Below are 23087 nucleotides of genomic sequence, written 5' to 3'. Positions count from 1 at the left end.
GCGTAGGCTGACCGCATGGCTCAGAGCATCGACGCTCCCGACGACCCCGCGGCCGCCTCGCGCGGCATCTCGCGGCGGACCCAGTCCGACATCTACCGCACCGGCATCAGCGGCATCCGCCCCCGGGTGCCCGTCGACGTCGACGGGCTCGAGGCGGCCGCCCGCAAGGCGCTGAGCGCCGAGGCGTTCGCCTACATCGCCGGCGGCGCGGGCGCCGAGCGCACGGTCGCCGCGAACCGTGCCGCCTTCGGCCGCTGGCAGGTGTGGCCGCGCCCGCTGCGCGACGTGTCGGTGCGCGACCTGTCGATCGACTTCCTCGGCGTGCGCCGAGCGACGCCGCTGCTGCTCGCACCGCTCGGCGTCATGGAGATGGCTCATCCCGAGGCCGACCTCGCCGTGGCGCGGGCGGCGGCATCCCTCGGGGTCCCGTACACCCTCTCGAACCAGGCGTCCCTCCCCATGGAGGAGGTCGCCGCGGCCGCCCCGGGTGGATCCCGGCTGTTCCAGCTGTACTGGTCGGCCTCCGACGAGCTGAACGCGTCGCTGCTGCGCCGGGCGGAGGCATCCGGGTGCGAAGCGATCGTGGTGACTCTCGACACGCACCTGCTCGGCTGGCGCACGCGCGACCTCGACCTCGCCTACCTGCCGTTCACGCGCGCCATGGGCATCGCCCAGTACACGAGCGACCCCGTCTTCCAGCAGCTGGTGCGCGAGCGGTCGCGCGCGGCGGCCTCGGCGCCCTCGCCCGACGAGGCCGCGCCCCCGGTCAAGGTCACGCCGAAGGCCGTGGCGGCCGGCGTGCGGATCGCGCGCAAGGGCGCAGCGCTCACCGGGTCGCCGAGCCTGCGCGAGAACCTGCGCTCGCCGCTGCCGCGCGCCGCGGTCGAGACGTTCCTCGACGTGTTCTCGACGCCCGCGCTCACGTGGGACGACCTCGCCAAGGCCCGGCAGTGGACGAGCCTCCCGATCATCCTCAAGGGGATCGTGCACCCCGACGACGCGATCCGTGCCCTCGACGCCGGCGTCGACGGCATCTGGATCTCGAACCACGGCGGGCGGCAGGTCGACCAGTCCGTTCCCACCCTCGAGGTTCTGCCCACCATCGCCGAGCGCGTCGCGGGACGGGTGCCGGTCGTGTTCGACTCGGGTGTGCGGCAGGGCTCCGACGTGTTCATCGCGCTCGCGCTCGGTGCCACCGCCGTGGCGCTCGGGCGGCCCTACTCGTACGGTCTCGGCATCGCCGGTGAGACGGGCGTGCGCGAGGTCGTGCGCAACGTGCTCGCCGAGCTCGACATCACCCTGGGACTCTCGGGGCACACCTCGATCGCACGGCTCGGCCGCGACGCGCTGCGCGAGGCGTGAGCCCTAGTCTGGGGCGGTGACGACTCCTCCTCCCCAGTACCCGTACGCCGCCGCGCCCGTGCAGCCGATGAGCCCCGCCGACGAGAAGCTGTGGGCCACGCTCGTGCACCTCGGCGGCCTGTTCTTCGGGTTCCTGGCTCCGCTGATCGGCTACCTCGTCCTCAAGGACCGCGGGCCGTTCGTGCGCTCCCACACCGCGACGGCGCTGAACTTCCAGCTGACGCTGCTCATCGCCTACGTCGTCGGGGCCCTGCTGAGCATCGTGCTGATCGGCTTCTTCATCATGTTCGCGGCGTACGTCCTCAACATCGTGCTCTGCATCGTCGCCGCGGTGAAGGCCAACCGCGGCGAGTGGTACACCTACCCGATGACCATCGCGTTCCTGCGCTGAGCGCGGTCATCGCGGCTCGCCGTCCTCGGTGAAGCCGAAGACCGGGACCGCTCCGGCGGGCTCGGCGGCCGGCAGCGCCGCGTGCGAGACCGGATCGCCGGGCGAGCCCGGATAGAGGATCGCCGTCAGCGCCACGGGGTCGCCGGCGTGGCAGGAGCTCTCGGCGTGCACGCTGATCGCGTCCGCCGATGCCTCGCCGTCGCGGATCTCGATCACGAGTCCGGCGACGCCGACCGCGCGACCGGATGCCTCCACCGCGACATCGCCGTCGGCCTGGGTGGCGGCATCCTGCGCCTTCCAGCCGTGGTCGGTCAGCCACCGCGCGAGGCGGTGGCCGGTCGTCGTCGCGTCGGCCGACAGGGTCCAGCCCTCCGGAGTCGTGCGTCCCATCGTGAACCCGTAGCCGCCGTCGCAGCCCACGGGCAGATCGCCGTACTCCTGCACCTGCCAGTCGCCGTCGTACAGGTGCAGCTGGACGGTGGCGACCGCCGCCTTGAACAGCAGGTTCGCCTGGCGCGCCGTCTCGTAGAGTCCGTCGGACGCGGGGGCGGCGATGCAGCCGGCCAGCGTCGTCGCGACGACGAGCGCCGCGGCCGCCGCTGTCCGGCGGGCGGCGCGGCGGGCGCTGTTCTCGGGCACGGTGCTCCTCCGGATCGGGGCCGACATCTCGGGTTCAGGGGTCCAGCCGGTAGAACCGGAACGCCGAGAACCCCTCGATCGGCAGGACACCCGTTGCGCGGAAGCCCGCGTCGCGTGCGTAGCGCTCCAGCGTGGCGGGTCGCATCACCGTGCCGGTGGCGACCGAACCCGGCGTGGACATCGAGTCGGGGAGGCAGATGAAGACGCTGTAGCCGTACATCACCCGTTCGATCGCGTCGCCCGGGGCGGTGAACTCCGCGCCGACCGCTTCGTCCATGATCACGACGACCCCGTCGGGTCTGATCGCCCGATGCATCGCGGCGAGCACCCCGACCGGGTCGGGCATGTCGTGCAGCGCCTCGAACACGAACGCGGCGTCGTACGCGCCGACCCGGTCGTCGGCGATCCGCTCACCCGGGAGCACCTCGAAGGCGACCCGCTCGAGACCCGCGGCGTGGTTGCGCGCGGCCGCGACCGACGGACCGTCGAGATCGAAGCCGTCCACTCTGGCCGAGGGGTAAGCGCGGGCCAGCGCGACGGTGGACCAGCCATGACCGCATCCGACATCCGCGATCCGCGCCGTGGGTCGCGACAGCACCGCGTGCACGTCGGGCACCGAGGCCAGGGCGTCCGCCAGTGCGGACTCGAACCACGGCCGGTTCTGATCGCCTTGGGCATCCCTCGCGTCGTCCCCGAACTCGGCCCATCCCACCCCGCCTCCGGTGCGGTACGCCGTGAGGAGCTCGGGGAGGCGGGATGCCGCCGCCGCCAGCATCCGCGCGAGCGGTGCCGCGTAGGCGAGAGAGGCCGGATCGGCGAGCACGCGGGCGTGCGCGGCCGGGAGGCGGAACCGGCGGGCCTCACCCTCGCCGTCCACGTCGACGAGCCCGGCCACAGCCTGATGCTCGAGCCACTCGCGTGCGTACCGTTCGTGGATGCCGGCGCGCGAGGCCAGCTCGTCGACGGTCAGCGGCGAATCGAGCAGGGCGCGGTACAGGCCGAGCCTGTCGCCCACGTAGATCGACAGCATCTCCATGCCCCCGAGCAGCCTTTCGAAGACCTCGCCGGCGAACGCGTCGACGGCATCCTCGGCCGCGTGCGCCCCGTTCTCCTGGATCGACATGACGAGCCCCTCCCCAGCGCCCCGGGCGGCACCGCCCGGGGCTGACGCCGCACATGCTAGACCCGCGCGCGGCGCACGGCGAGAGGGGTCTCCACATGTGGTCGGGAGCGGTCATGCGGCCGATCGCGGCGGGACTTACGCTGTACCCATGGCCCCTCGCCGCCCGCGGTCCACCGCCCGCTCCGAATCGCCGACATCGACCCGGAGCGGACGCCGACGTGTCGTGCGCGCAGCCGGGGCCGCACTCGCACTCGGGGCGACGATCATCGCGCTGACCGGGTGCTTCGCGCCGAGCACCGACGAGGGTTTCGGTGACGGCGACGGCGATTTCGTCGACGACGGCTGCACGAGCGTCGTCGTGGCGACATCGTCCGAGAAGGTCAACATGCTGGACGCCCTCGCCGACGCGTTCAAGGAGTCGCCGCAGCACGCCCAGCTCGACGAGTGCGCGACCGTGCACCCGATCAACGTGTCTTCGGGCGACGCGACGCGGTTCCTCACCGCCGGCGGCGACTGGCCCGACGACGACACCCGCCGTTGGCCGACGATGTGGTCGCCGGCGTCGACGGTGTGGACCGACCGCGTCGCGGCCGCGGCATCCCCTTCGCTCGTGGGCGAACCCGAGTCGTTCACCCACACGCCGGTCGTGTTCGGCGTGCCCGAGACGATGGCGAAGGCGCTCGGCTGGCCCGACGCCGAGATCGGCATCGCGGACTTCGAGCGGCTCTGCCAGGACCCGCAGGGCTGGGCGAGCGTCGGCAAGCCGCTGTGGGGTTCGTTCAAGATCTCCAAGACCAACCCGAACACCTCGACCACGGGCCTGTCGGCCATCCTCATGCAGTCGTACGAGGCGGCCGGCAAGACGGCAGACCTCACCGCCGCCGACGTGGCCGCGGCCGAGGAGTTCTCGCGGGTGTTCGAGGAGTGCGTCATCCACTACGGCGACACGACAGGCAAGGTGCTGACGCGGCTGTACGACGAGACCGAGAACGGTGCCGGAGGCTCGGGCTACGTCTCGGCCGTGGCGCTGGAAGAGACGTCGCTGCTCAACTACAACCAGGGCAACCCCGACTCGCACACGGTGCAGCCGGGCGAGACGCTGACCCCGCCGAAGGAGAAGCTGGTCGCGGTGTATCCGTCCGGCGGCTCGATGTGGTCCGACAACCCCATCACCGTGCTCGGCGCCGACTGGGTGACCGACGCGCAGGCGACGGCGGGCGCCGCGTTCGCGGCGTTCCTGCAGACGGAGGCGGCGCAGAAGATCCTGCCCGAGTACGGATTCCGTCCCCTCGACGCGTCCGTGCCCCTGGGCAAGCTGTTCACCACCGCGTACGGCGTCGACCCCGCCGGCCCCGCCGTCACCCTGCCCAAGCCCGCGGTCGACGTGGTGTCGGCGGCGATCGACCAGTGGACGCAGATCCGCAAGCCCTCGTCGGTGCTCGAGGTGATCGACATCTCCGGCTCGATGGACGAGCCCATCGGCGACGGCCGATCGAAGCTGGACGGCGCCATCGAGGGGGCGCAGGCCACGCTCGGCCACTTCCGTTCGTCCGACGAGGTCGGCGTGTGGGCGTTCACGACCGGGGTCGAGTCCGAGGCCGGCAAGAACCTCGTGGTGCTGCGCGATGTCGAGCCGCTCGCCTCCGACCGCGAATCGGTCGGGTCGGCGCTGGACGACCTGCGCTTCGCGCACCGCGAGGGCACGCCGCTGTACGACGCGATCGCCGCGGCCTACGACGAGATGGTGGCGCGCGCCCAGCCGGGCCGCATCAACGCGATCGTGCTGCTGTCGGACGGCCAGGACACCGACTCGGCGATGTCGCTCGACTCCCTGGTCGCCAAGATCGGCGCCGCGTCGAAGGAGGGCGGCGACGACGCGCCGGTGCGCATCTTCCCGATCGCGTACGGCGAGGGTGCCGACACCGGCGCCCTGCAGCGCATCGCGGAGGCGACCGGCGGCCAGTGGTTCGACGCGTCAGACGCCGCCAAGATCGACCTCGTCTTCGCGTCCGTCATCAACAACTTCTGAACGGCCGCGAATGCCTCACGAATTCGGCCTCGATGCGGCGGACGTCTACCTCGACGACGCTGCCGAGGGGCTCGCGAACAGCAACGTCTACGTCTCGAGCGACGTGTCCGGCGCGGCGCAGCTGCAGCAGACGCTCGACCAGCAGGTCACCGACGAATCGATCGCGGTCGTGGTGTTCCCCGACAACGAGGCTTTCGACATGACCGGTCGGGAGATGGTGGCATCGCTCGCCGGCCGGACCGACTACGACACGATCATCGTCGCAGTCGGCGACGATCTCTCGGCGGGATCGCACGTGCTGGTGTCGGGCGAGGCGATGCGCATCGCCAATGAGGCGGAGAGCTCGGCCGACTCCCTCGACTCGGCGATCGTGCAGACGGTCGAGGGCGTCATCGCGGCCTACCCCTCGGATCACGTGCCCGACCAGGGCGGCGTCGACGGCGGGCTGATCGTCGGCGGTGCGCTGGGACTGGTGGTCCTCGTCGCCGCGGGTGGCGCGCTGTGGGCGCTGATCCGTCGGCGCCGGCGCGGTGCGCCCGGGCAGCACGCACCGCTTCCGGACGCGGTGCGCCCGCTCGTCGCGCGGCTGCGCACCCTCAGCGGCGAGTATGCGACGGCCGGGGCCGCCGGCAATCGTGACGCCATGGCGGTGGCCGGCGAGATCTCGACGGTCGCGAACAACACGGTCGAGCTGTTCGACCGGCTCGGGCGCAAGGGCGACGAGGGCCAGCGGGCGACCGCCGCCGTCGAATACCGCGAGACACTGCGCAAGCTCACCGCCGCCCTGGACCGCGACTACCTGCTCGACATCCTGAAGCACCCAGATCTGTGGGACGACCCCGCCGACCGGGTGCGCGAGGTGCGCACGGCGCTGACGTCGTTCGGCGTCGAGCTCGTCGAGAACATCAAGCAGGTCAACGCCCGCAGGGGGCTGCACTTCCAGGTGTCGCTGGACGGGCTCATCGGCCGGCGCAAAGAGCTGCAGGAATGGGATCGCGCGTTCGAGCGCGCCGACGGCGAGGCCGGCCCTGCGACGGGCGCCGACACCGCGGGCTGACCAGCTCGTCGCGGAGCCGTGCGGCGCGATCCCGACGACGCCGCGCTCCTCGAGAGCGGCGCTCAGGATGACGGGCGACGGCGTCGCGACCACGCCAGCGCGACGATCCCGACCATCAGCAGCAGCGACCCGGCCAACGGCGACAGACCCGGACCGGCTCCTCCGGTGGGGGGAAGCGCTCCTCCGCCGGTGTCGGGCGGAGAGGTCGCCAGCACCGATGCACTCGCCGTGAGCGTCGATATCGGGAGCAGGGGGGTCGATGAGGTGATCGTCGCGGTGTTGTCGAAGGTGCCGACGGCCGAGACGATCGCGACGACCTCGATGGACACCGTCGCGCCCACCGCGATGGTGCCCAGATCGCAGGTGAGCGTCGCGGCGGCGACGACGCATCCGCCGGTGGGCGACGACGTCGGCATCACCCCGGTGGGGAAGGGGTCGACCAGTCGGACGTCGGCAGCCTCCGCCGGCCCCGCGTTCGACACGGTCATCGTGTAGAGCACGGCTCCGCCGGCCTGCACCGACGGGCGGTCGACCGACTTGGTGACGTGCAGCTCGGCAGGACGCGGGGTCGCCGTGACGACCGCCGAGGCCGTGTTGTTGGTGAGGTCCGGGTCGAAGATCGGGGCGTTCGTGCGATCCGACGTCGCGGTGTTCTCGAACGTGCCGTCCGCGTCGACGGTGGCGACGATCCGCAGCGTCCCATGAGGTGGCGGCGCGTCGCGGCCGAGTCCGGGGAGGTTCGCAGGAGCGAAGCTCGGCAGCAGCCACACTCCCGTCACCGCGTCGTAGGTGCCGACGCTCGCCTCGGACGACACGTAGGTCAGGCCTGCCGGAAGGATGTCGTTCACCACGACCGGACCCGAGGGGTCCGGGCCGTAGTTCCAGACGTCGACCGTGAAAGTGATCTGGTCGCCCACGTACACCGTGGGCTGGTCCACGCGCTTGGCCACCACGATGTCGGCCGCCGGTACGAACAGGTCGGCGTCGTCGACGTTGTTCTCCAGGTCGGGATCGGTCTGATCGAGGCCCAGCACCACGACGACGTTGCGATGCCACCCCGGGTTCTGCACGACGATGACGACGGTCAGCACGGCGGAATCGCCGACTGCGAGCGTGCCGATGTCCCACCTGCGCGTGACCGGATCGAAGGTGCCCACCGTGGCGTCGACGCTCACGATGACCGCCGCGGGCATGAGGGGATCGAACGCCACGACGCCGGTCGCGTCGTTCGGGCCGTTGTTGGTCACCGTGACGGTGTAGGTGACGTTCGCACCGGGACGGGATACCGCCGGCGACACGTCCTTCACGATCTGAAGGTCGGCGACGACGAGCCCGATGACCCCGGCGGATGCGCTGTTGTTGGTCGGGTCCGTGTCGTTCTGGGTCAGCGATGTGAGGGTGACGGTGTTCACGTACGCGATCGGCTGCGTCACGGTCGCCACGATGGTGTGCGTCGCGGTCGACCCCGACGCGATGGAGTCCAGCGTCCAGAGGCCGGTGGCCGGGTCGTACGTCCCGTCGCCGCTGCTCGAGACGAACGTCAACCCGGTGGGCAGGATGTCGGTGAGGACCACCTCGGTCGCGGCATCCGCCGTGGGGCCGGGGATGTTCTCGGCCGTGATCGTGAACTCGACCTGCTCGCCGACGGGCACCGCGTCGGGCGATGCGCCGGAGGGGACCGACACGGACTTGCCGACGGCGATGTCGAGGTCGGGCTCGCCGGAGGTCACCGTGGCGGCCGAGGAGTTGTTCAAGAGGTTCGGATCGTCGACGACCGGCGAGGAGATCGTCGCGGTGTTGACCAGCGTGCCGGGTGCCTCGATCCGAGCGGTGACCGTGGCCGTGATCCCGGTCTGGCCCGGCGTGATCGTGCCGATCGTCCAGGTGCCCGCATCAGCGCTGATGGTGCCGGTCGTCGTCGTCGCGCTCAGGATCGTCACGCCGGCGGGGAACACGTCCCCGACCGTCACCTGCAGCGCGGTGTCGGGGCCGAGGTTGCTCGCCGCGAGCTGGTATGTGACCTCCTGTCCCACCGTGACGACCTGCGGGAAGACGGCCTTGACGATCGCCAGGTCGGACTCGGGCCTGACGACCGTCAGGGTCGCGGTGTCGGAGTTGTTGGCGGGGTTGATGTCGGGCGGGCTCGGGTTGCCGGTGAGCGCCGCGATGTTGACGAAGGTCCCGAGGGCGGTGCCGGTGACCGTGATCGTTCGGGACACCGTCTGGTTCACGCCGAGCGCGCCGATGGCCCAGACCCCGGTCGCGGGGTCGTACGCGCCGGGACCGCTCGACGAGGCGAAGGCGAGGCCGGGCGGGAGGAGGTCGCTCACCTGCACGCCGGTCGCTGCGAACGGGCCGTTGTTCGTCGCGTCGATCGTGAACACCGCGGTGCCCCCGAGCGGGATCTGGGGTTCGTCGACCGACTTCGTCACGGCGATGTCCATCGTCGGCGTGATCGGGTTGACCGTCGCCGAGGCGCGGTCGTTGTTCGGGTTGCGGTCGGGCTGGTCGGTGCGCGTGCGCGTCGCGCTGTTCGTGAAGGGCGTGCCCGTGTTCACCGTGGCGGTGATGGTCAACGTGACGATCTGACCCAGAGTGAGGGACGGGATCGCCCACGCACCTGTCGCCGGGTCGTACGTCGTTCCGGCGGTCGTCGTCGACGACTGGTAGACGACGCTGCCCACGGGGTCGCCATCAGGCAGCACGTCCGAGATGATGACGCCGGTCGCGACGGACGGGCCGTTGTTGGTGGCGGTGACGGTGAACGTGACGTTCTGGCCGACGAGCGGGGCGGCGTCGTCGACCGTCTTGGTCACGCCGACGTCCGTCGAGACGGGGATCTGCGCCTGTACGGGGCCCGCGGTGACGATCTGCCCGATCGGGGTCGCCGAGCGGACGGAGGCCGTGTTCACGAGGTAGCCGGCGGCGTTGATCTGCCCGGGCTGGATGGTGTGGGTTCCGGTGCACACGGTCGACGCGCCCGGCGCGAGACGCGCGACCGGACACGAGATCGACGCCAGCGGCACGCGATCATCGGTGATGACGATGCCCAGCAGGTCCGAGCCACCGGTGTTGGTCACCGTGTAGCTGTACGAGACCTGCTGGCCGATCGCATACGGGGGTGCCGTCGCCACCGTCTTCGCGATCGAGATCGAGGCGACGAGCGGGATCGTGACGGTCGCGGGAGGCGAGACGACGGTTCCGCCCGACTGGGGGGCGGCGTGCGCGGTGGCGATGTTGACGACCTGGCCGGCCGCGACGTCGGCGGCGGTGACGGTGTACGAGCCGCGGCACACGGTGCTGGACCCGGGAGCCGGCGCCGTCGTGAGGGACGTCGCATCGCACGTGATGCTCGCCGTGGGGATCTTGTCGTCGGTGATGAACATGCCGGTGACGGGCTCGCCCGTGTTGGTGACCGTGTACTGGTACGGGATGACGGTTCCCGCGGTGATGACGGGTGGAAGCGCAGCACCCGTGCGATCCACCTGCTTCTCGAGCTGCAGGTTCGGCAGCGGGAGGATCGTGTCGATCTGGGCGGCGCGGATCAGGTGGACGTCGTTGTTGCCGCCCGTCGAGGCCGAGAAGCCGAACTTGTACGTCGTCGGGGCGTCGGGCGGGGCGGGGATGTCGAGCTCGGTGATCCATGGGCCGCCGTCCACGTACTGCACCTGCACGATCACACGCGGCACGGGGTTGCCTGCAGTCACGGGCGTGACCTGCACGTTCACCGTCCGCTTGGACGCCGCGAGCGTGTCGGCCCGCAGCGTGCCGGTGCCTCCGTTGAGAGTCGTGCCGGGCTTGGTGGGATTGGTGATCGGCTTCGGCACCGTCGAGTCGAGCCAGCAGTAGCCGATCAGACCCGAACCGCGCCCGCGGAGAGTGATGACGTTCGGAGCGATGGGACCCGTCACCGTGGTCGGCGCCCGCTGCCCCGCCGGGCAGCCGGCGCCTCGGCCCTCGCCGTCGTTGTAGAAGTTGCCGTAGGCGTCGAGGCCCACCCCGAGGTAGCCGCCGACGACGCCCGGCTCGCTGTTGCGCTGGGCATAGCCGAGACTGCCGCCGAGGCCGCCTGTGGCGGTCAGCGACGTGGAACCGTCCACCAGGAAGAAGCCGATCCCGTCCGCGCCGTTGCCGCCGTACTGGTACTGCTCGAAGGTCACCGAGACACCGGCGCTGGCAGGGATCGGCCGGTTGTACAGGATGCTGCCGGCGCGGTTGCCTGCGGTGTCCGTCAGCTGCAGGTAGCCGTTCGGCGCTCCGCCCATCGGCGGCACCGGCCCGTTGCGGTGGGCGACGCATGACGGGATCTGGGCCGCACCGGCAGGAGGCGTGGCGCCGGAGGCGGCGCCCGTGAGGCACGTGTCGCCCTGGATGCTCCAGCCGGCGTCGGGCACCGTCGCCCCGGTGAACGTCTCGTCGACGATCGTGGAGCCGCCGGTCGGTGGGTCGGCGGATGCCGGACTGGGCAGGCTCAGCGCCGTCATGCTCGCCCCGAGGAGTCCGCCGACCACGAGGAGCGTCAGGACGCGCCGGCCTTCGCGGACCTCACGCGGTCCCTCGACGCGCCACGGCACTGGCATCCGGCCTCCTCGACGAGGACTTTTCGCGAGTCAACCACATCCGCGCGTCGAGCGCACCGATCGTCTGCGCGTCGCAGCGGGTCCGGGGTGCGGCATCCGCTCAGTAGAATCGACGGATGCCGTGTTCTGCGGCATCCGCACTCTCGTGCACCTCTATCCCGACCATTGGAGCCACCGTGGCCGAGCAGTCTCGCCTCGACAAAGTCATCGCCCTCGCCCGTCACCGCGGGTTCGTGTTCCAAGCGGGTGAGATCTACGGCGGATCCCGGTCGGCGTGGGACTACGGTCCCCTCGGCACCGAGCTCAAGGAGAACATCCGCCGCCAGTGGTGGCAGACGTTCGTGCGCGGCCGCGGCGACATGGTGGGCCTCGATTCGTCGATCATCCTGCCCAAGCGCGTGTGGGAGGCATCCGGTCACGTCGCGACCTTCACCGACCCGCTCGTCGAGTGCCTGCACTGCCACAAGCGCTTCCGCGCCGACAACCTCATCGAGGACTTCGAGGCGCGCAAGGGCCGCAAGGCCGAGAACGGCCTGGCCGACGTGCCGTGCCCGAACTGCGGCACCAAGGGCCAGTACACCGAGCCCAAGGAGTTCTCCGGTCTCGTGAAGACGTACCTCGGCGTCGTCGACGACGAGTCGGGCCTGTACTTCCTGCGCCCCGAGACGGCGCAGGGCATCTTCGTGAACTTCTCGAACGTGCTGACCGCGAGCCGCAAGAAGCCGCCGTTCGGCATCGGCCAGGTGGGCAAGGCGTTCCGCAACGAGATCACCCCCGGCAACTTCATCTTCCGCACGCGCGAGTTCGAGCAGATGGAGATCGAGTACTTCGTTCCGCCCGCCGAGGCGCAGGAGTGGTTCGATCACTGGGTCGACGAGTGCTGGGACTGGTTCATCGATCTCGGCATCGATCCGGCCAACATGCGCCGGTTCGACGTGCCCGAAGAGGACCGCGCCCACTACTCCGACGGCACGATCGACGTCGAGTACCGCTTCGGCTTCGCCGGCAAGGAGTGGGGCGAGCTCATGGGCGTCGCCAACCGCACCGACTACGACCTGAGCTCGCACTCCGAGGCGTCGGGCCAGTCGCTGTCGTACTTCGACCAGGCGTCGGGCGAGAAGTACACCCCGTACGTCATCGAGCCCTCGTTCGGTCTCACCCGCGCCATGATGGCGTTCCTCGTCGACGCGTACCACGAGGAGGAGGCGCCGAACGCGAAGGGCGGCACCGACACCCGCACCGTGCTCAAGCTCGACCCGCGCCTGGCGCCCGTGAAGGCGGCCGTGCTGCCGCTGTCGCGCAACGAGCAGCTCTCGCCGATCGCCCGCGAGGTGGCCGAGCAGCTGCGCGGCGACTGGAACATCGACTTCGACGACGCAGGCGCCATCGGCCGCCGCTACCGCCGTCAGGACGAGATCGGCACGCCGTTCTGCGTCACCGTCGACTTCGACTCGCTCGAGGACCGCGCCGTCACGGTGCGCGACCGCGACACCATGGGCCAGGAGCGCGTCCCGCTCGAGGGCCTGCACGCCTACCTCGCGGAGCGTCTGCGCGGCGCCTGAGCCCCTGTCTCGAACGGATGCCTCTGCCCTTCGGGGCAGGGGCATCCGGCGTCCCGCCGCACCCGTATCCCGTGCGGGTGCGCCGACGTACATTTGCCGCATGAGCATGACCTACCGCGGCACGACCGCCCTCATCACCGGGGCCAGTGCGGGACTGGGCACCGCGTTCGCCGAGCAGTTCGCCGCGCGCGGCGCGGACCTCGTGCTGGTCGCGCGACGGGAGGACCGCCTCCGGTCGCTCGCCGACCGCCTCCAGGCCGCCCACGGCATCACCGCGGGCGTGATCCCGCTGGACCTGGCGAGGACGGATGCCGCCACCGCGCTGCGCGCCGGGCTCGACGAGCGCGGCATCCGCGTCCAGACGCTCGTCAACAACGCCGGCTTCGGCATGAAGGGCGCCTTCGTCGACGCCGACCCGGCGCGCATCGCCGAGATGGTGCAGGTCAACGTCGCGACGCTGGTGGGCGTGACGCGCGCCGTGCTGCCGGAGCTCGTCGCGGACGGCAGGGGAGCGCTCGTCAGTGTGGCGAGCACCGGCGCCTACCAGCTGTGCCCGAACATGGCGGTCTACGGCGCGACGAAGGCGTTCGTGCTGAGCTTCACCGAGGCGCTCGCCTACGAGACGAAGGCCTCGGGGCTGCGGGTGCTCGCCCTGAGCCCGGGGGCGACGCGCACCGAGTTCTTCGACGTGGTCGGCACCGCCGACGCCGCGGTGGGCCGGTATCAGTCCCCGACCCAGGTGGTCGAGCTCGCCCTGCGGGTGCTGGACGGCGGCCGCAGGCCCAGCATCGTCTCCGGTCGCCTCAACGCCGCCAGCGCGAAGCTGGCCGGCCTCATGCCGCGCCGACTGACGCTCGCGGTGAGCGGTCGCGTCCTGCGCTGAACACCGGCCGGGGCAGACGCGGCGGCCCGCCGGTGCGAAGACCGGAGGGCCCGCGCGCTGTGACGCGGACCCCCGGGTGCCGAGATGCCTCTCTCGGCGTGGCGGGCGCGGCCTGCTGGAACTTGGGGAGCGTCCCCCGGGCCGCGCCCGCGGTCTCAGTCCTGCATGCGACGGCGTCGCACGAGGAACGCGGCCACTGCGCCGCCGGCCAGCAGCACCGCGCCCGCGAGGGCCAGCGGCAGGACGGGGCCGGAGCCGGTGATCGCCAGCAGACCGCTCGGCGTGCCGGTCGACGTCGGCGGGGTGACCGGCGGGGTCACCGGTGGCGTGACCGGGGGTGTCGCCGTCTCGCGCACGAACCGGTTGACGACCGCGAGGGTGGCCGCGGCATCCGGGGTCACCGTCACCGACGCCGACGTGACCTCGTAGCCGTCCCAGCGGAACGTCGCGTCGGTGAAGTCGCCCTTCGCTGTCGTGACGTCCTCACCGTTCACCGCGCAGTCGGCGCCCACCGGCAGGTCGGCGACGGTCGCCGCAGCGCCGATCGTCACGGCCGCGGTGCCGGCGGCCACGGTCTCACCGTCGAAGGTGCACGCGTAGTCCACGTCGAACACGCGGTCGTCGCCACCGGTGAAGCCGTCGGCCGGCGTGCCGTCGCGGGGCGTCACCGTCTTGGTGATCGCGAGCGAACCGCGCGGGTCGAACGTGTTCGTGTAGGTGCACGTGATCGGTGCGGACGCAGCGTCCGCCGCCGCGAGAACGCCCGTGAAGGTGACCGTTCCGCCCGAGACGATGTCGAGCGGTGCGTCGGTGCCGTCGACGCACGTGAGGCTCGTGAACGACCACGGCGCCGCGGTGGCGTCTTCGGTGATCGTCACGGTCTCGCCGACGACCACGTCGCGGGTGACGGATGCCGCACCCGCGGCGCCGAGTCCGGTCGGGGTGAGCGCCGCGTCGGCGTCCCACGCCGAGCCGGGGGTGTCGACCGTGGTGGTGAAGCCGAACGCCGGGATCGAGGCCGGAGCCGAGTACGGCGCCTCGGCGACCTTGGTGACGGTGAGGCTGCGGACCTGCTGGATCGTGCCGTAGAGGCATCCGTAGGTCGAGGTGCGCTCCACGGTCTCGAAGCGGTTGATGGCGTCGCCGGGCGCGTCGAGCGTCGCGGCGCACGTGCCGTCGCCCAGCGGCGATGCGAATCCGCTCACGACGAGCGTGTAGCGGTTGCCGTCGGGGCCCTCGAACGAGGTCTCGCTGACCGTGTTGACGAACTCGAGCACGTCGTTGTTGGCCGGATCCTGGGGCGGGTTCACCTGATTGGGCGTTTCGTGCAGGCGCCAGGCGTACGACAGGTCGATGCCGAGCAGGCGCACGTCCATGACGCCCTGGAACCACTGGTTCGACGTGTACACCGGGTTGTTGCGGTGCACCATGCGGCCGAGGTTGAAGGCCACGCCGGTCTGCACCGACGGGACCGCGGCGGGGGAGAAGCCGACCGCGCTCTGCGACGACAGGTCGAGCTGCGTGCTGCAGCCCGAGCCGCCCCTGCCGTGGGCCGAGTAGGCCGTGTCGTCGTACGTGACCCAGTCGGTCGCGCCGTCCGCCCAGGCGGCGGCCTCGGTGCCGGCCGAGCCGCCGGGGTTGGCGATCGGGCCGGTCGTGACGCTGTCGGCGGCCGAGCCGTAGCGCACGCAGTCGCCCGTGTTCGGAGCAGGCGCGACGTCGGCGTTCCAGCCGGTGTGCGAGGTCATGCGTGCCTGCACGTCCTCCGTCAGCGGGATCGACAGCTGCGACGCCGACGCGGGCGCGGCATCGGCCATGACCCCCACGGCGACGGTCGCCGGGGCGATCAGCAGCGCCGCGGTGAGCGTCGCCATGAGGCGCCGCGACCGGTGGGCAGGTTGTTTCAAGGCGCGCGGGCGCGCGTGAGCAGGACGCATCGGAGAACCCCCAGGTAGGCGCCCCGTGCGGGCAGGGCGCGACGATACATCGCACCCCGTTCGGGCAGGGTGCGACGGTGCATCGCACCCCGTTCGGGCGGGGTGCGACGGTGCATCGCCCGCCGCCGCTTTCGGGTCGGCGACGAGCGCTCTTCACTCAGCAAGACGTCCATGCCGGAGGTTCATGACGCGCGCCCCGAAGAATGTTCGGGAGGAGCCGGGATGCCGGGCTCCCGCGTGACAGCGCTGTGACAGCGCGGCGGCAGGAGGAGGCATCCGTCGACAGCGTCGCGACAGCGCCCGCGGCGCACTCTGGGTGACGTCGAAAGGCGAATCCCATGACCATCACCAGTTCCGCATCCCGCACCCCCGCGGTCCGCGCCGAAGGGCTCGTGAAGAGCTTCGGCAGCAACCGCGCGGTCGACGGCGTCGATCTGACCGTCGAAGCCGGCACCGTCTACGGCGTGCTCGGCCCCAACGGCGCGGGCAAGACCACCACCATCAGCATGCTGGCCACCCTGCTGCGCCCCGACGCCGGCCGGGCCGAGATCTTCGGCTACGACGTCGTGCGCGACCCGCAGATCGTGCGCCAGCTCATCGGCCTCACCGGGCAGTTCGCGTCCGTCGACGAGACGCTCTCGGCCACCGAGAACCTCGTCATCTTCGGGCGGCTCCTCGGGCTCTCGCGCACCGACGCGAAGCGCAAGGCGTCGGAGCTGCTCGAGGAGTTCTCGCTCACCGAGGCCGCCACCCGGCCGTTGGCGAAGTTCTCCGGCGGCATGCGCCGCCGGCTCGACCTCGCGGCATCCCTCATCGCGCAGCCGCCGCTCATCTTCCTCGACGAGCCGACCACCGGCCTCGATCCCCGCACCCGCGGGCAGATGTGGGACACGATCCGCCGCCTCGTCGCGACCGGCTCGACCGTGCTGCTGACCACGCAGTACCTCGACGAGGCCGACCAGCTCGCCGACCGCATCGCCGTCATCGACCGCGGCACCGTGGTCGCCGAGGGCACCGCCCTCGAGCTGAAGGCCTCGGTCGGTCAGGCGTCGCTGCTGCTGCGGCTGCGCGCCGGCTCCGACATCGCCGAGGCGCAGCGCGAGATCGCCCGGGTGCTCGGCGTCACCGCTGTCGTGTCGCCCGAGGCCGCGCGCCTCACCGTACCGATGAGCGACCCCGACCGGGTCGCCGACCTCTTGGTCGCCTTCCGCGAGGCCGACCTGCACCTCGAGGAGCTGAGCGTGCAGCAGCCGACGCTCGACGAGGTCTTCCTCACCCTCACCGGCAAGGGCGTGCCGGAAGACGACGAGGCCGCCCACGCGACGGCCGACGACCTGGAAGGAGTGCGCGCATGACCGCCATCGCGACCCCCATCGTGCCGGTGTCCGACCGGCGCCTCTCGAACCGCACGAGCCTGACGCTCACGGTGCAGAACACGCTCACCATGGCGTGGCGCGGCATCCTGAAGATCCGTCGCACACCCGAGCAGCTCATCGACGTGACGGTGCAGCCGATCATCTTCACCCTGATGTTCACGTACATCTTCGGCGGTGCGATCGCCGGCGACGTGCAGAACTACCTGCCGATCATCATCCCGGGCATCCTCGTGCAGACCGTCATCACGACCTCGGTCGTCACCGGCGTGCAGCTGCGCGAGGACATGGACAAGGGCGTGTTCGACCGGTTCCGGTCGCTGCCGATCGCGCGCATCGCGCCGCTGTCGGGAGCCCTGCTGGCCGACACCCTGCGGTACACGATCGCGACGACGCTCACCTTCACGATGGGATTCATCATGGGCTTCCGCCCCGGTGGCGGACTCGGCGGCGTGATCGCGGCCGGCCTGCTCGTGATCGCCTGCTCGTGGGCGATGAGCTGGATCTTCGCCTTCTTCGGCGTGATCGCGCGCACCGCGTCGAGCGTGCAGGGCATCTCGATGCTCATCCTCTTCCCGCTGACGTTCCTGTCGAATGCGTTCGTCCCCGCCGACACGATGCCCGACTGGCTGCAGTGGTTCGTCGAGATGAACCCGGTCTCGCACCTCGTGACGGCCGTGCGCTCGCTCGTCAACGACGGCGTGGTGACCGGCGACGTCTTCGTCGCGCTGCTCGGCGCGGCGGTCATCGTGGCCGTGTTCGCGCCGCTCACGGTGCGCGCGTACATGCGCAAGGCATGAGCGGATGCCGGGACCCGTGGCGAGAGCCGCGGGTCCCGGTGGGCGGGCCGGAGTGGCGTGAGGCTGCTCCGGCCCTTCCCTGTTGAGCGGGGCGGCGCGGATCCAGACCGGTGTGTGCGAGCCGTCTAGATTCGCACGATGACGGGATTCGTCCGCTTTCAGAGCCTTGTTCCGAATCGTCGCGGCCGGTACCCGGGGGTGTTCGCCCTCGTGAACGGCCTGGCGAGCGAGAACCAGCTGTCTTCGCGGGACGCGAGGTGGGTCCGTGAGTCGAATGATCACGCCGAGGCGACTTATCCAGACCCATCGAGAGCGGTGCCGGACTGTTACGACCCGATCGTGAACCCGGGAGCGAGATCCTGGTTCAAGTCATCGGCGCACGAACTCCTCGATCTCACGCGGGGATACCTCGATCTCTTGGATCGCTATGGAGTGCGATGGGTCGAACTGCGGAGGACCGCTCCCGGAAGAGTCACGTATGAGGGTGATGTGCAGGTCGTTGCGGTGCCCTTCACGTATCCCGATGACTGGCCATTCGGGCGCTGACAGCCCGCGGGAGCGGCCCTCTGGTGTGCGCTCCACCTTTCAGCGCGCTCGGCTGCCAGTCGAGAGATGACCGCCCCCTGTCCCTGAGACTTTGCTGGCGGGAGGGTTACGAGATTCGTAACTATGTTCTATACTGGGGCTCTGGATCGGACTCGTGCCCACCTTCGTTCGATCTTCCGTCGCACCGTCTGTGGCGCCGTTCTGCGGGAGAGACATGGGGCACGAAGTCGGCACCGGCGACGCGGCCTGGGGTGCACTGGAGCGGGTGGTCTCGGCGGTGCAGGCGACCAGGTCTGAGATCGCACGCCTGCAGGCGGAGGAGGCGCGACTGCTCGACGAAGCCTCCGATGTCGTCCGCGCACGCGAGGAGGAGCGGCGCATCGCCGGCCGGCGTACTGCTCACGAGCTGCCGCTGCGCGAGGTGTCGAGTGAGCTCGGCGCGGCCATGCGATTGAGCGACCGCACCGTCCAGGCACGGATGTCGGCGGCGAGCACTCTCGTCGAGGCGTTCGCGAAGACGTTCTGCGCACTGCGCGAGGGGCAGATCGACTTGGCGCACGCGATGGCGATCACCGACAGCGGCGCCGCGATCAGCGATCAATCGATGCGCGCCGAGTACGAGCGCATCCTGCTCGAGGCCGCCGAGTTCGAGACGCCCGCCCGGCTGCGGGCGATCGCGCGTGTCGTCGCGGCGCGCATCGATCCCGAGATGGCGGCGGAGCTTCGTCGACGTGCTGCTGCCGAGCGCCGCATCCGCCTCATCGATCTCGATGACGGAATGGCGCGCCTGCTCGCCGACCTGCCGGCGGTCCTCGCCCACGCCATCTTCGACCGCCTCACCCGGATGGCGGAGGAGGAGCGTGCCTCCGGAGATCCGGCGGACGGAGCGGATCGCGGCGCAGCAGTACGCGATGGGTCCGGCGCGCACAGCCGTCGACCGCAGGCCGCTGCGACGCCGGGAAAGGAGCCGGCGTCGGCGGCGGCCGAACCGTGCGCTGACGCGGACCGGGCGGCGACGTCGTGCACCGGACCGACGGGGGAGAGTCGAACGCTCGATGAGCTTCGAGCCGACATCTTCGCCGATCTCGTTCTCACCGGAGCGCCGACCGCCCATGGGGACGGCGATGCTCTGGCGGCGATCCGCGGCCACGTGCAGATCACGATCCCGGTGCTGACCGCGGCGGGCCAAGACGACGAACCCGCGCTCCTGACGGGATACGGGCCGATCGACCCCTCGACGGCCCGTGAGCTCGCCGGCGGTGCGAGCGGCTGGGATCGCGTCATGTTCCACCCGCATACGGGACTTCCGCTGGCGGTCGACAGGTATCGTCCCAGCGCTGAGCTTCGCCGGTTCCTCCGGGCGCGGGACGAACGATGCCGGTTCCCGGGCTGCTCGCGCCGTCCCACTCGGTGCGACATCGACCACACCGTCGACCATGCCAGGGGCGGATCGACGCAGGACGCGAATCTCGCCCACTTCTGCCGACGCCACCACACCCTGAAGCACGCGAGCCCATGGCGCGTGCGACAGCTCGGAGGTGGGGTGCTCGAATGGAGGAGCCCCACCGGGCGCCGTCACCTCGACAAACCGCCGCCAGTGGTCCGGTTCGTGCCGTCGAGCGTGTTCGCGGAGATGCTCGTCCGCGGGTCGCGCGATGCCCCGTTCTGAGCAGCCGCGTGCCGAGCGCTCAGCCCAGGAGCGCGGTCAGCACCGCGAGGTCATCCTGCGCCTCAGCGGGCGAGCTCGGAAGCGCACCGGGTCCGGTTCCCGCTTCGGCAGCGCCGCTCGCACCGACTGCGGCCGTCGCACCGTCTCCCGGCCCGACCTCGCCTGCCGGCAGGTCCGCGTCCGCGGCGATCGCCAGCGAGCCCGTGCCGAGCCGTTCGCGCATGACGCGCAGGAACGGTTCGCGAGCGTCGACCCCGCCGCGCAACGTCGTCGCGGCCTGCAGCGCACGCCGGGCGTCAGCATCCCTCCCGTTCGCAGCGAGCCAGCCGGCGATCGAGACCGCGGTGTCGGAGATGATCGGGTGGTCGCCGCTGCGCGTGGCGGCGGGCAGCGCGACGCGCAGGGCGGCGGCGGCATCCGGAAGACGTCCCAGCAGGATCAGCGCCTGCGCGCGTTTGGACTGCGACCACGCCTTCAGCTGATCGGGGAACGAGGCCCCGCTGACGTCGACGGCCTCGAGCAGGCGCAGCGCGGCATCCCCGTCGCCGACGGCGATCTCGATGGCGGCACCGTCCAGCTGGGCCTGCGCGATCGCCTGCGGCGACTCCTTCGCGCGGGCGAGCTGCATCGTCTCGGCGAGTCGGGTGCGGGCCTCGTCGACGCGGCCGAGCCGCAACAGCAGCCCGGTGCTCTGCGATCGCTGCTGGACCGCGTCGGCGGTCGAGGTCAGCCCCAGCAGCGCCGCGCTGGACGTGTCGGCGACCTCCAGCGCCTCCTCGAGGTCTCCCGCGAGCTGCAGCCACTCCGACCGCATCTGGCTGGCGAACGCCGTGCCCCACACGTCACCGAGTTCGCGGAACATCCTGAGCGACTTCTCGCTCTCGACGCCGAGCGTGGCGGTGTCGCCCGCGTTCTGGGCGACGGCCGAGCGCAGCATGCTCACGAAGGCGCGAGACCACTCGGGTGCGTCCGGCCCCAGATCCTCGATCGCCGTGTTGCGCGGCCAGGGGTTGCCGGGAGGCGTCGTGCGGATCGTCGTCAGGATGCCGCGAAGCAGCGGACCGACCACGGCCGAGAGCTCGCTCGGGTGCGCGGCAGCGGCGGCGACGACCGCGGGTGTCTCGCGTTCCAGCAGCTCGATCCCGGAGGTGCGGATCCGGTCGCCGTCGTCACGGGCCGGATCCGCGGGCACGACGGGGCCGATCGGTCCCGCGGCATCGCCTCGACTCTCGCCGAACGCGCGGCCCAGCAGCCCGACGCCGCGCACGACGACGGCGGGCTCGGAGTCCATCGCCTCCGCGGCGTCGAAGAAGCGGGAGAGGCCGGAGACGAGCTCCTCGAAGCGCTCCCGCATGAGCCACGCCCACAAAGACGCCCGGACGAGGCGCACGCCGACCTCCTCCAGACCCGGCTGCTCGGAGCACGCCCGCAGGGCCGCGCTGAGGTTCTCCTCGTCGGCGTCGAACCACGCGAGGCCCTCTCGCACCTCGGGTCCGCGGAGCCGCGCATCCTCGCGGGCGGCGAGTCGTGCCATCGTCCGTGCCTGCACGGCGCGGAACCCGGCCTCGCGTCCTTCCGTCCGCAGCCGGTCGATGCCGTACTCGCGCACCGTCTCGAGCATGCGCAGGCGCCCGTCCGTCCGTCGCAGCAGGGACTTGTCGACGAGTCCCTCGAAAGCGTCGGGGTCGACCCCGAACCCTTCGGCGACCGCGGGGATGTCCCGCACGTCCACGCCGTCCGGGAACACCGCGGCGGCACGCAGCGCGGTGCGCTCGGCATCCGTCAGCGTCTCCCAGCTCCAGTCGATGAGCGCGCGCAGCGTCTGATGCCGCGCCTCGACCGCGCGAGGGCCGGTCGCCAGGAGGGCGAACCGGTCATCGAGGCCGCGGTCGATCTCGGCGATCGTCAGGGTGCGCGCCTTCGCGGCCGCCAGCTCCAGCGCCAGCGGAAGCCCGTCGAGCCGCGTGACGATGCGCGCGACGGCCTCCTCCTCGTCGGGCGACGGCGGCGTACCGCGTGCCGCCCGCACGCGACGGGCGAACAGTTCGCGCGCGTCGGCGCCGGGAAGCGGGCCGAGGTCGACGAACGCCTCCCCGGCCAGACCCAGCGGTTCGCGGCTGGTCGCGAGGATCCGTGCCCCCGGCGCACCCCGCAGCAGGTCGAGGGCGACGTCCGCCGCCTCGAGCGAGACATGCTCGCAGTTGTCGAGCACGACGAGCAGCGTCCGGCCCGCGAGCGCCTCGGCCACACGTTCGCGCGCGCTCGTCGACACGAGTTCGCCGACACGGATGCTGCGACCCACCGCACCGGCGACGGCCGCCCACACCTCGCCCGGCGCCGCCGGGGCGAGCTCGACGACGATGGATCCGGGCCGGCGACGCGCGGTCTCGAAAGCGAGCGTGGTCTTGCCCGCGCCGCCCGGGCCGATCAGGGTGACCAGCCGCTCGGCCTGGAGCTGCTCGCCGATCGATTCGAGCTCATGGCGCCGCCCGATCAGCGGGGTCAGCGACGCGGGAACGGCCGACTCCGCGACCGACGCATGCACGCTGCGCTCATCAGCGGCTTCGCCACCGGCGGAAGAACCCCCGCCTGGTGCGGGCTCGCCCGCCGCGTGCGGCGCAGCCTCGCCCGAGGACCCGTTCGCGGCGATGCGCTCGGCGTGGGCGCGGTCCTCGAGGAGGTCGCGCACGACCCAGTCGAAGCCCTCGCCGGGCGTCCACGGGTCGCCGTGCCACAGATCGAGAGCGGCCCGGGCATCCGTCGCGGCCTCGGCCGGGTCTTCCGCGCGCCGTGCGCGGGCCACCAGGTCCTGGAACCGCGCGATGTCCACGTCGTCGCGGGAGACGGCGAGCCGGTATCCACCGGGCACGGCTTCGAGCACCCCCGTAGGGAGCACGCGGCGCAGCCGTGAGGCGAGCGACTGCAGTGCGGCGCGCGGGTCTTCGGGAAGATCGTCGGGCCACACGTCCTCGGCGAGGGAGCGGTAGGCCACGGTGGTACCGGCGTCGAGGGCCAGACGCAGCAGCAGCGCCTCCTGCCCGCGCCCGCGGACCTCGAGCGGGGCGCCGTCCGCCTCCGCCGCGAGCCCTCCGAAGAACCTCAGCCGCACGTCGTCCACCTTAGGACGCGCACCCGC

Annotated in this window: 14 protein-coding genes; 9 read left to right on the top strand and 5 right to left on the bottom strand. The window is 71.5% G+C overall.

What is annotated here, in order from left to right; all coding sequences use genetic code 11:
* Window positions 1–15 precede the first annotated feature (15 nt).
* Entirely contained in the window at window positions 16–1362 is a 1347-nt protein-coding gene (locus tag AC1DDU_RS05585) for an alpha-hydroxy-acid oxidizing protein (RefSeq protein WP_477431936.1), read from the top strand.
* Between the two features lie 67 nt (window positions 1363–1429).
* Window positions 1430–1753, top strand: coding sequence for a DUF4870 domain-containing protein (locus tag AC1DDU_RS05580; RefSeq protein ID WP_477433434.1), 324 nt, complete (start codon window positions 1430–1432; stop codon window positions 1751–1753).
* A 6-nt stretch (window positions 1754–1759) separates the two neighbouring features.
* Here the strand turns inward: AC1DDU_RS05580 and AC1DDU_RS05575 are convergent, their stop codons facing one another.
* Entirely contained in the window at window positions 1760–2392 is a 633-nt protein-coding gene (locus AC1DDU_RS05575) for a hypothetical protein (RefSeq protein ID WP_477431934.1), read from the bottom strand.
* Between the two features lie 34 nt (window positions 2393–2426).
* Complete coding sequence (locus AC1DDU_RS05570) at window positions 2427–3515, bottom strand: methyltransferase domain-containing protein (protein ID WP_477431932.1); 1089 nt, start codon at window positions 3513–3515, stop codon at window positions 2427–2429.
* Window positions 3516–3663: 148 nt separating this feature from the next.
* Between AC1DDU_RS05570 and AC1DDU_RS05565 the strand changes: the two genes are divergently transcribed.
* Together AC1DDU_RS05565 and AC1DDU_RS05560 are read left to right on the top strand one after the other, a co-directional pair.
* Window positions 3664–5544: a vWA domain-containing protein gene (locus AC1DDU_RS05565; protein ID WP_477431931.1), complete on the top strand. Its 1881-nt coding sequence runs from the start codon at window positions 3664–3666 to the stop codon at window positions 5542–5544.
* Between the two features lie 10 nt (window positions 5545–5554).
* Window positions 5555–6601 carry a hypothetical protein gene (locus AC1DDU_RS05560; protein ID WP_477431929.1) on the top strand — a complete coding sequence of 349 codons (1047 nt, stop codon included), beginning with the start codon at window positions 5555–5557 and terminating at the stop codon, window positions 6599–6601.
* Between the two features lie 62 nt (window positions 6602–6663).
* On the opposite strand, the gene AC1DDU_RS05555 is transcribed toward AC1DDU_RS05560, so the two are convergent.
* Window positions 6664–11181 (bottom strand): DUF7507 domain-containing protein, encoded by a 4518-nt coding sequence (locus tag AC1DDU_RS05555; protein ID WP_477431927.1) that lies wholly within the window; start codon window positions 11179–11181, stop codon window positions 6664–6666.
* A 176-nt stretch (window positions 11182–11357) separates the two neighbouring features.
* Here AC1DDU_RS05555 and AC1DDU_RS05550 point away from each other — a divergent pair, with 176 nt between their 5' ends.
* Window positions 11358–12743, top strand: a complete 1386-nt coding sequence (locus AC1DDU_RS05550) for a glycine--tRNA ligase (RefSeq protein ID WP_477431925.1) — start codon at window positions 11358–11360, stop codon at window positions 12741–12743.
* Between the two features lie 100 nt (window positions 12744–12843).
* Entirely contained in the window at window positions 12844–13626 is a 783-nt protein-coding gene (locus tag AC1DDU_RS05545) for an SDR family NAD(P)-dependent oxidoreductase (RefSeq protein ID WP_477431923.1), read from the top strand.
* 155 nt (window positions 13627–13781) lie between these two features.
* Here the strand turns inward: AC1DDU_RS05545 and AC1DDU_RS05540 are convergent, their stop codons facing one another.
* Window positions 13782–15500 (bottom strand): choice-of-anchor K domain-containing protein, encoded by a 1719-nt coding sequence (locus AC1DDU_RS05540; RefSeq protein WP_477431921.1) that lies wholly within the window; start codon window positions 15498–15500, stop codon window positions 13782–13784.
* Between the two features lie 401 nt (window positions 15501–15901).
* On the opposite strand from AC1DDU_RS05540, the gene AC1DDU_RS05535 reads away from it, so the two are divergent.
* From AC1DDU_RS05535 to AC1DDU_RS05525, 3 genes are all read left to right on the top strand, one after another.
* Window positions 15902–16918, top strand: a complete 1017-nt coding sequence (locus AC1DDU_RS05535; protein ID WP_477431919.1) for an ATP-binding cassette domain-containing protein — start codon at window positions 15902–15904, stop codon at window positions 16916–16918.
* Window positions 16915–17736 (top strand): ABC transporter permease, encoded by an 822-nt coding sequence (locus AC1DDU_RS05530; protein ID WP_477431917.1) that lies wholly within the window; start codon window positions 16915–16917, stop codon window positions 17734–17736. The genes AC1DDU_RS05535 and AC1DDU_RS05530 overlap by 4 nt, the downstream gene beginning before the upstream one ends.
* Window positions 17737–18496: 760 nt before the next feature.
* Window positions 18497–19951, top strand: a complete 1455-nt coding sequence (locus AC1DDU_RS05525; protein WP_477431915.1) for an HNH endonuclease signature motif containing protein — start codon at window positions 18497–18499, stop codon at window positions 19949–19951.
* 19 nt (window positions 19952–19970) lie between these two features.
* Here AC1DDU_RS05525 and AC1DDU_RS05520 read toward each other — a convergent pair whose 3' ends face one another.
* Window positions 19971–23060 (bottom strand): ATP-binding protein, encoded by a 3090-nt coding sequence (locus AC1DDU_RS05520; protein ID WP_477431913.1) that lies wholly within the window; start codon window positions 23058–23060, stop codon window positions 19971–19973.
* Between the last annotated feature and the right edge of the window lie 27 nt (window positions 23061–23087).

It is taken from the genome of Microbacterium sp. 05T445, assembly GCF_056395865.1.
Note: the sequence above shows the minus strand (reverse complement) of the source record. Positions and strands in the feature narration are given on the sequence as shown.

Excerpts from the sequence above, each read along its gene's own strand:
- AC1DDU_RS05585 (WP_477431936.1), top strand. The coding sequence starts at position 16 with ATGGCTCAGAGCATCGACGCTCCCGACGACCCCGCGGCCGCCTCGCGC.
- AC1DDU_RS05580 (WP_477433434.1), top strand. The coding sequence starts at position 1,430 with ATGAGCCCCGCCGACGAGAAGCTGTGGGCCACGCTCGTGCACCTCGGC.
- AC1DDU_RS05570 (WP_477431932.1), bottom strand. The coding sequence starts at position 3,515 with ATGTCGATCCAGGAGAACGGGGCGCACGCGGCCGAGGATGCCGTCGAC.
- AC1DDU_RS05565 (WP_477431931.1), top strand. The coding sequence starts at position 3,664 with ATGGCCCCTCGCCGCCCGCGGTCCACCGCCCGCTCCGAATCGCCGACA.
- AC1DDU_RS05560 (WP_477431929.1), top strand. The coding sequence starts at position 5,555 with ATGCCTCACGAATTCGGCCTCGATGCGGCGGACGTCTACCTCGACGAC.
- AC1DDU_RS05555 (WP_477431927.1), bottom strand. The coding sequence starts at position 11,181 with ATGCCAGTGCCGTGGCGCGTCGAGGGACCGCGTGAGGTCCGCGAAGGC.
- AC1DDU_RS05545 (WP_477431923.1), top strand. The coding sequence starts at position 12,844 with ATGAGCATGACCTACCGCGGCACGACCGCCCTCATCACCGGGGCCAGT.
- AC1DDU_RS05540 (WP_477431921.1), bottom strand. The coding sequence starts at position 15,500 with ATGGCGACGCTCACCGCGGCGCTGCTGATCGCCCCGGCGACCGTCGCC.
- AC1DDU_RS05535 (WP_477431919.1), top strand. The coding sequence starts at position 15,902 with ATGACCATCACCAGTTCCGCATCCCGCACCCCCGCGGTCCGCGCCGAA.
- AC1DDU_RS05530 (WP_477431917.1), top strand. The coding sequence starts at position 16,915 with ATGACCGCCATCGCGACCCCCATCGTGCCGGTGTCCGACCGGCGCCTC.
- AC1DDU_RS05525 (WP_477431915.1), top strand. The coding sequence starts at position 18,497 with ATGGGGCACGAAGTCGGCACCGGCGACGCGGCCTGGGGTGCACTGGAG.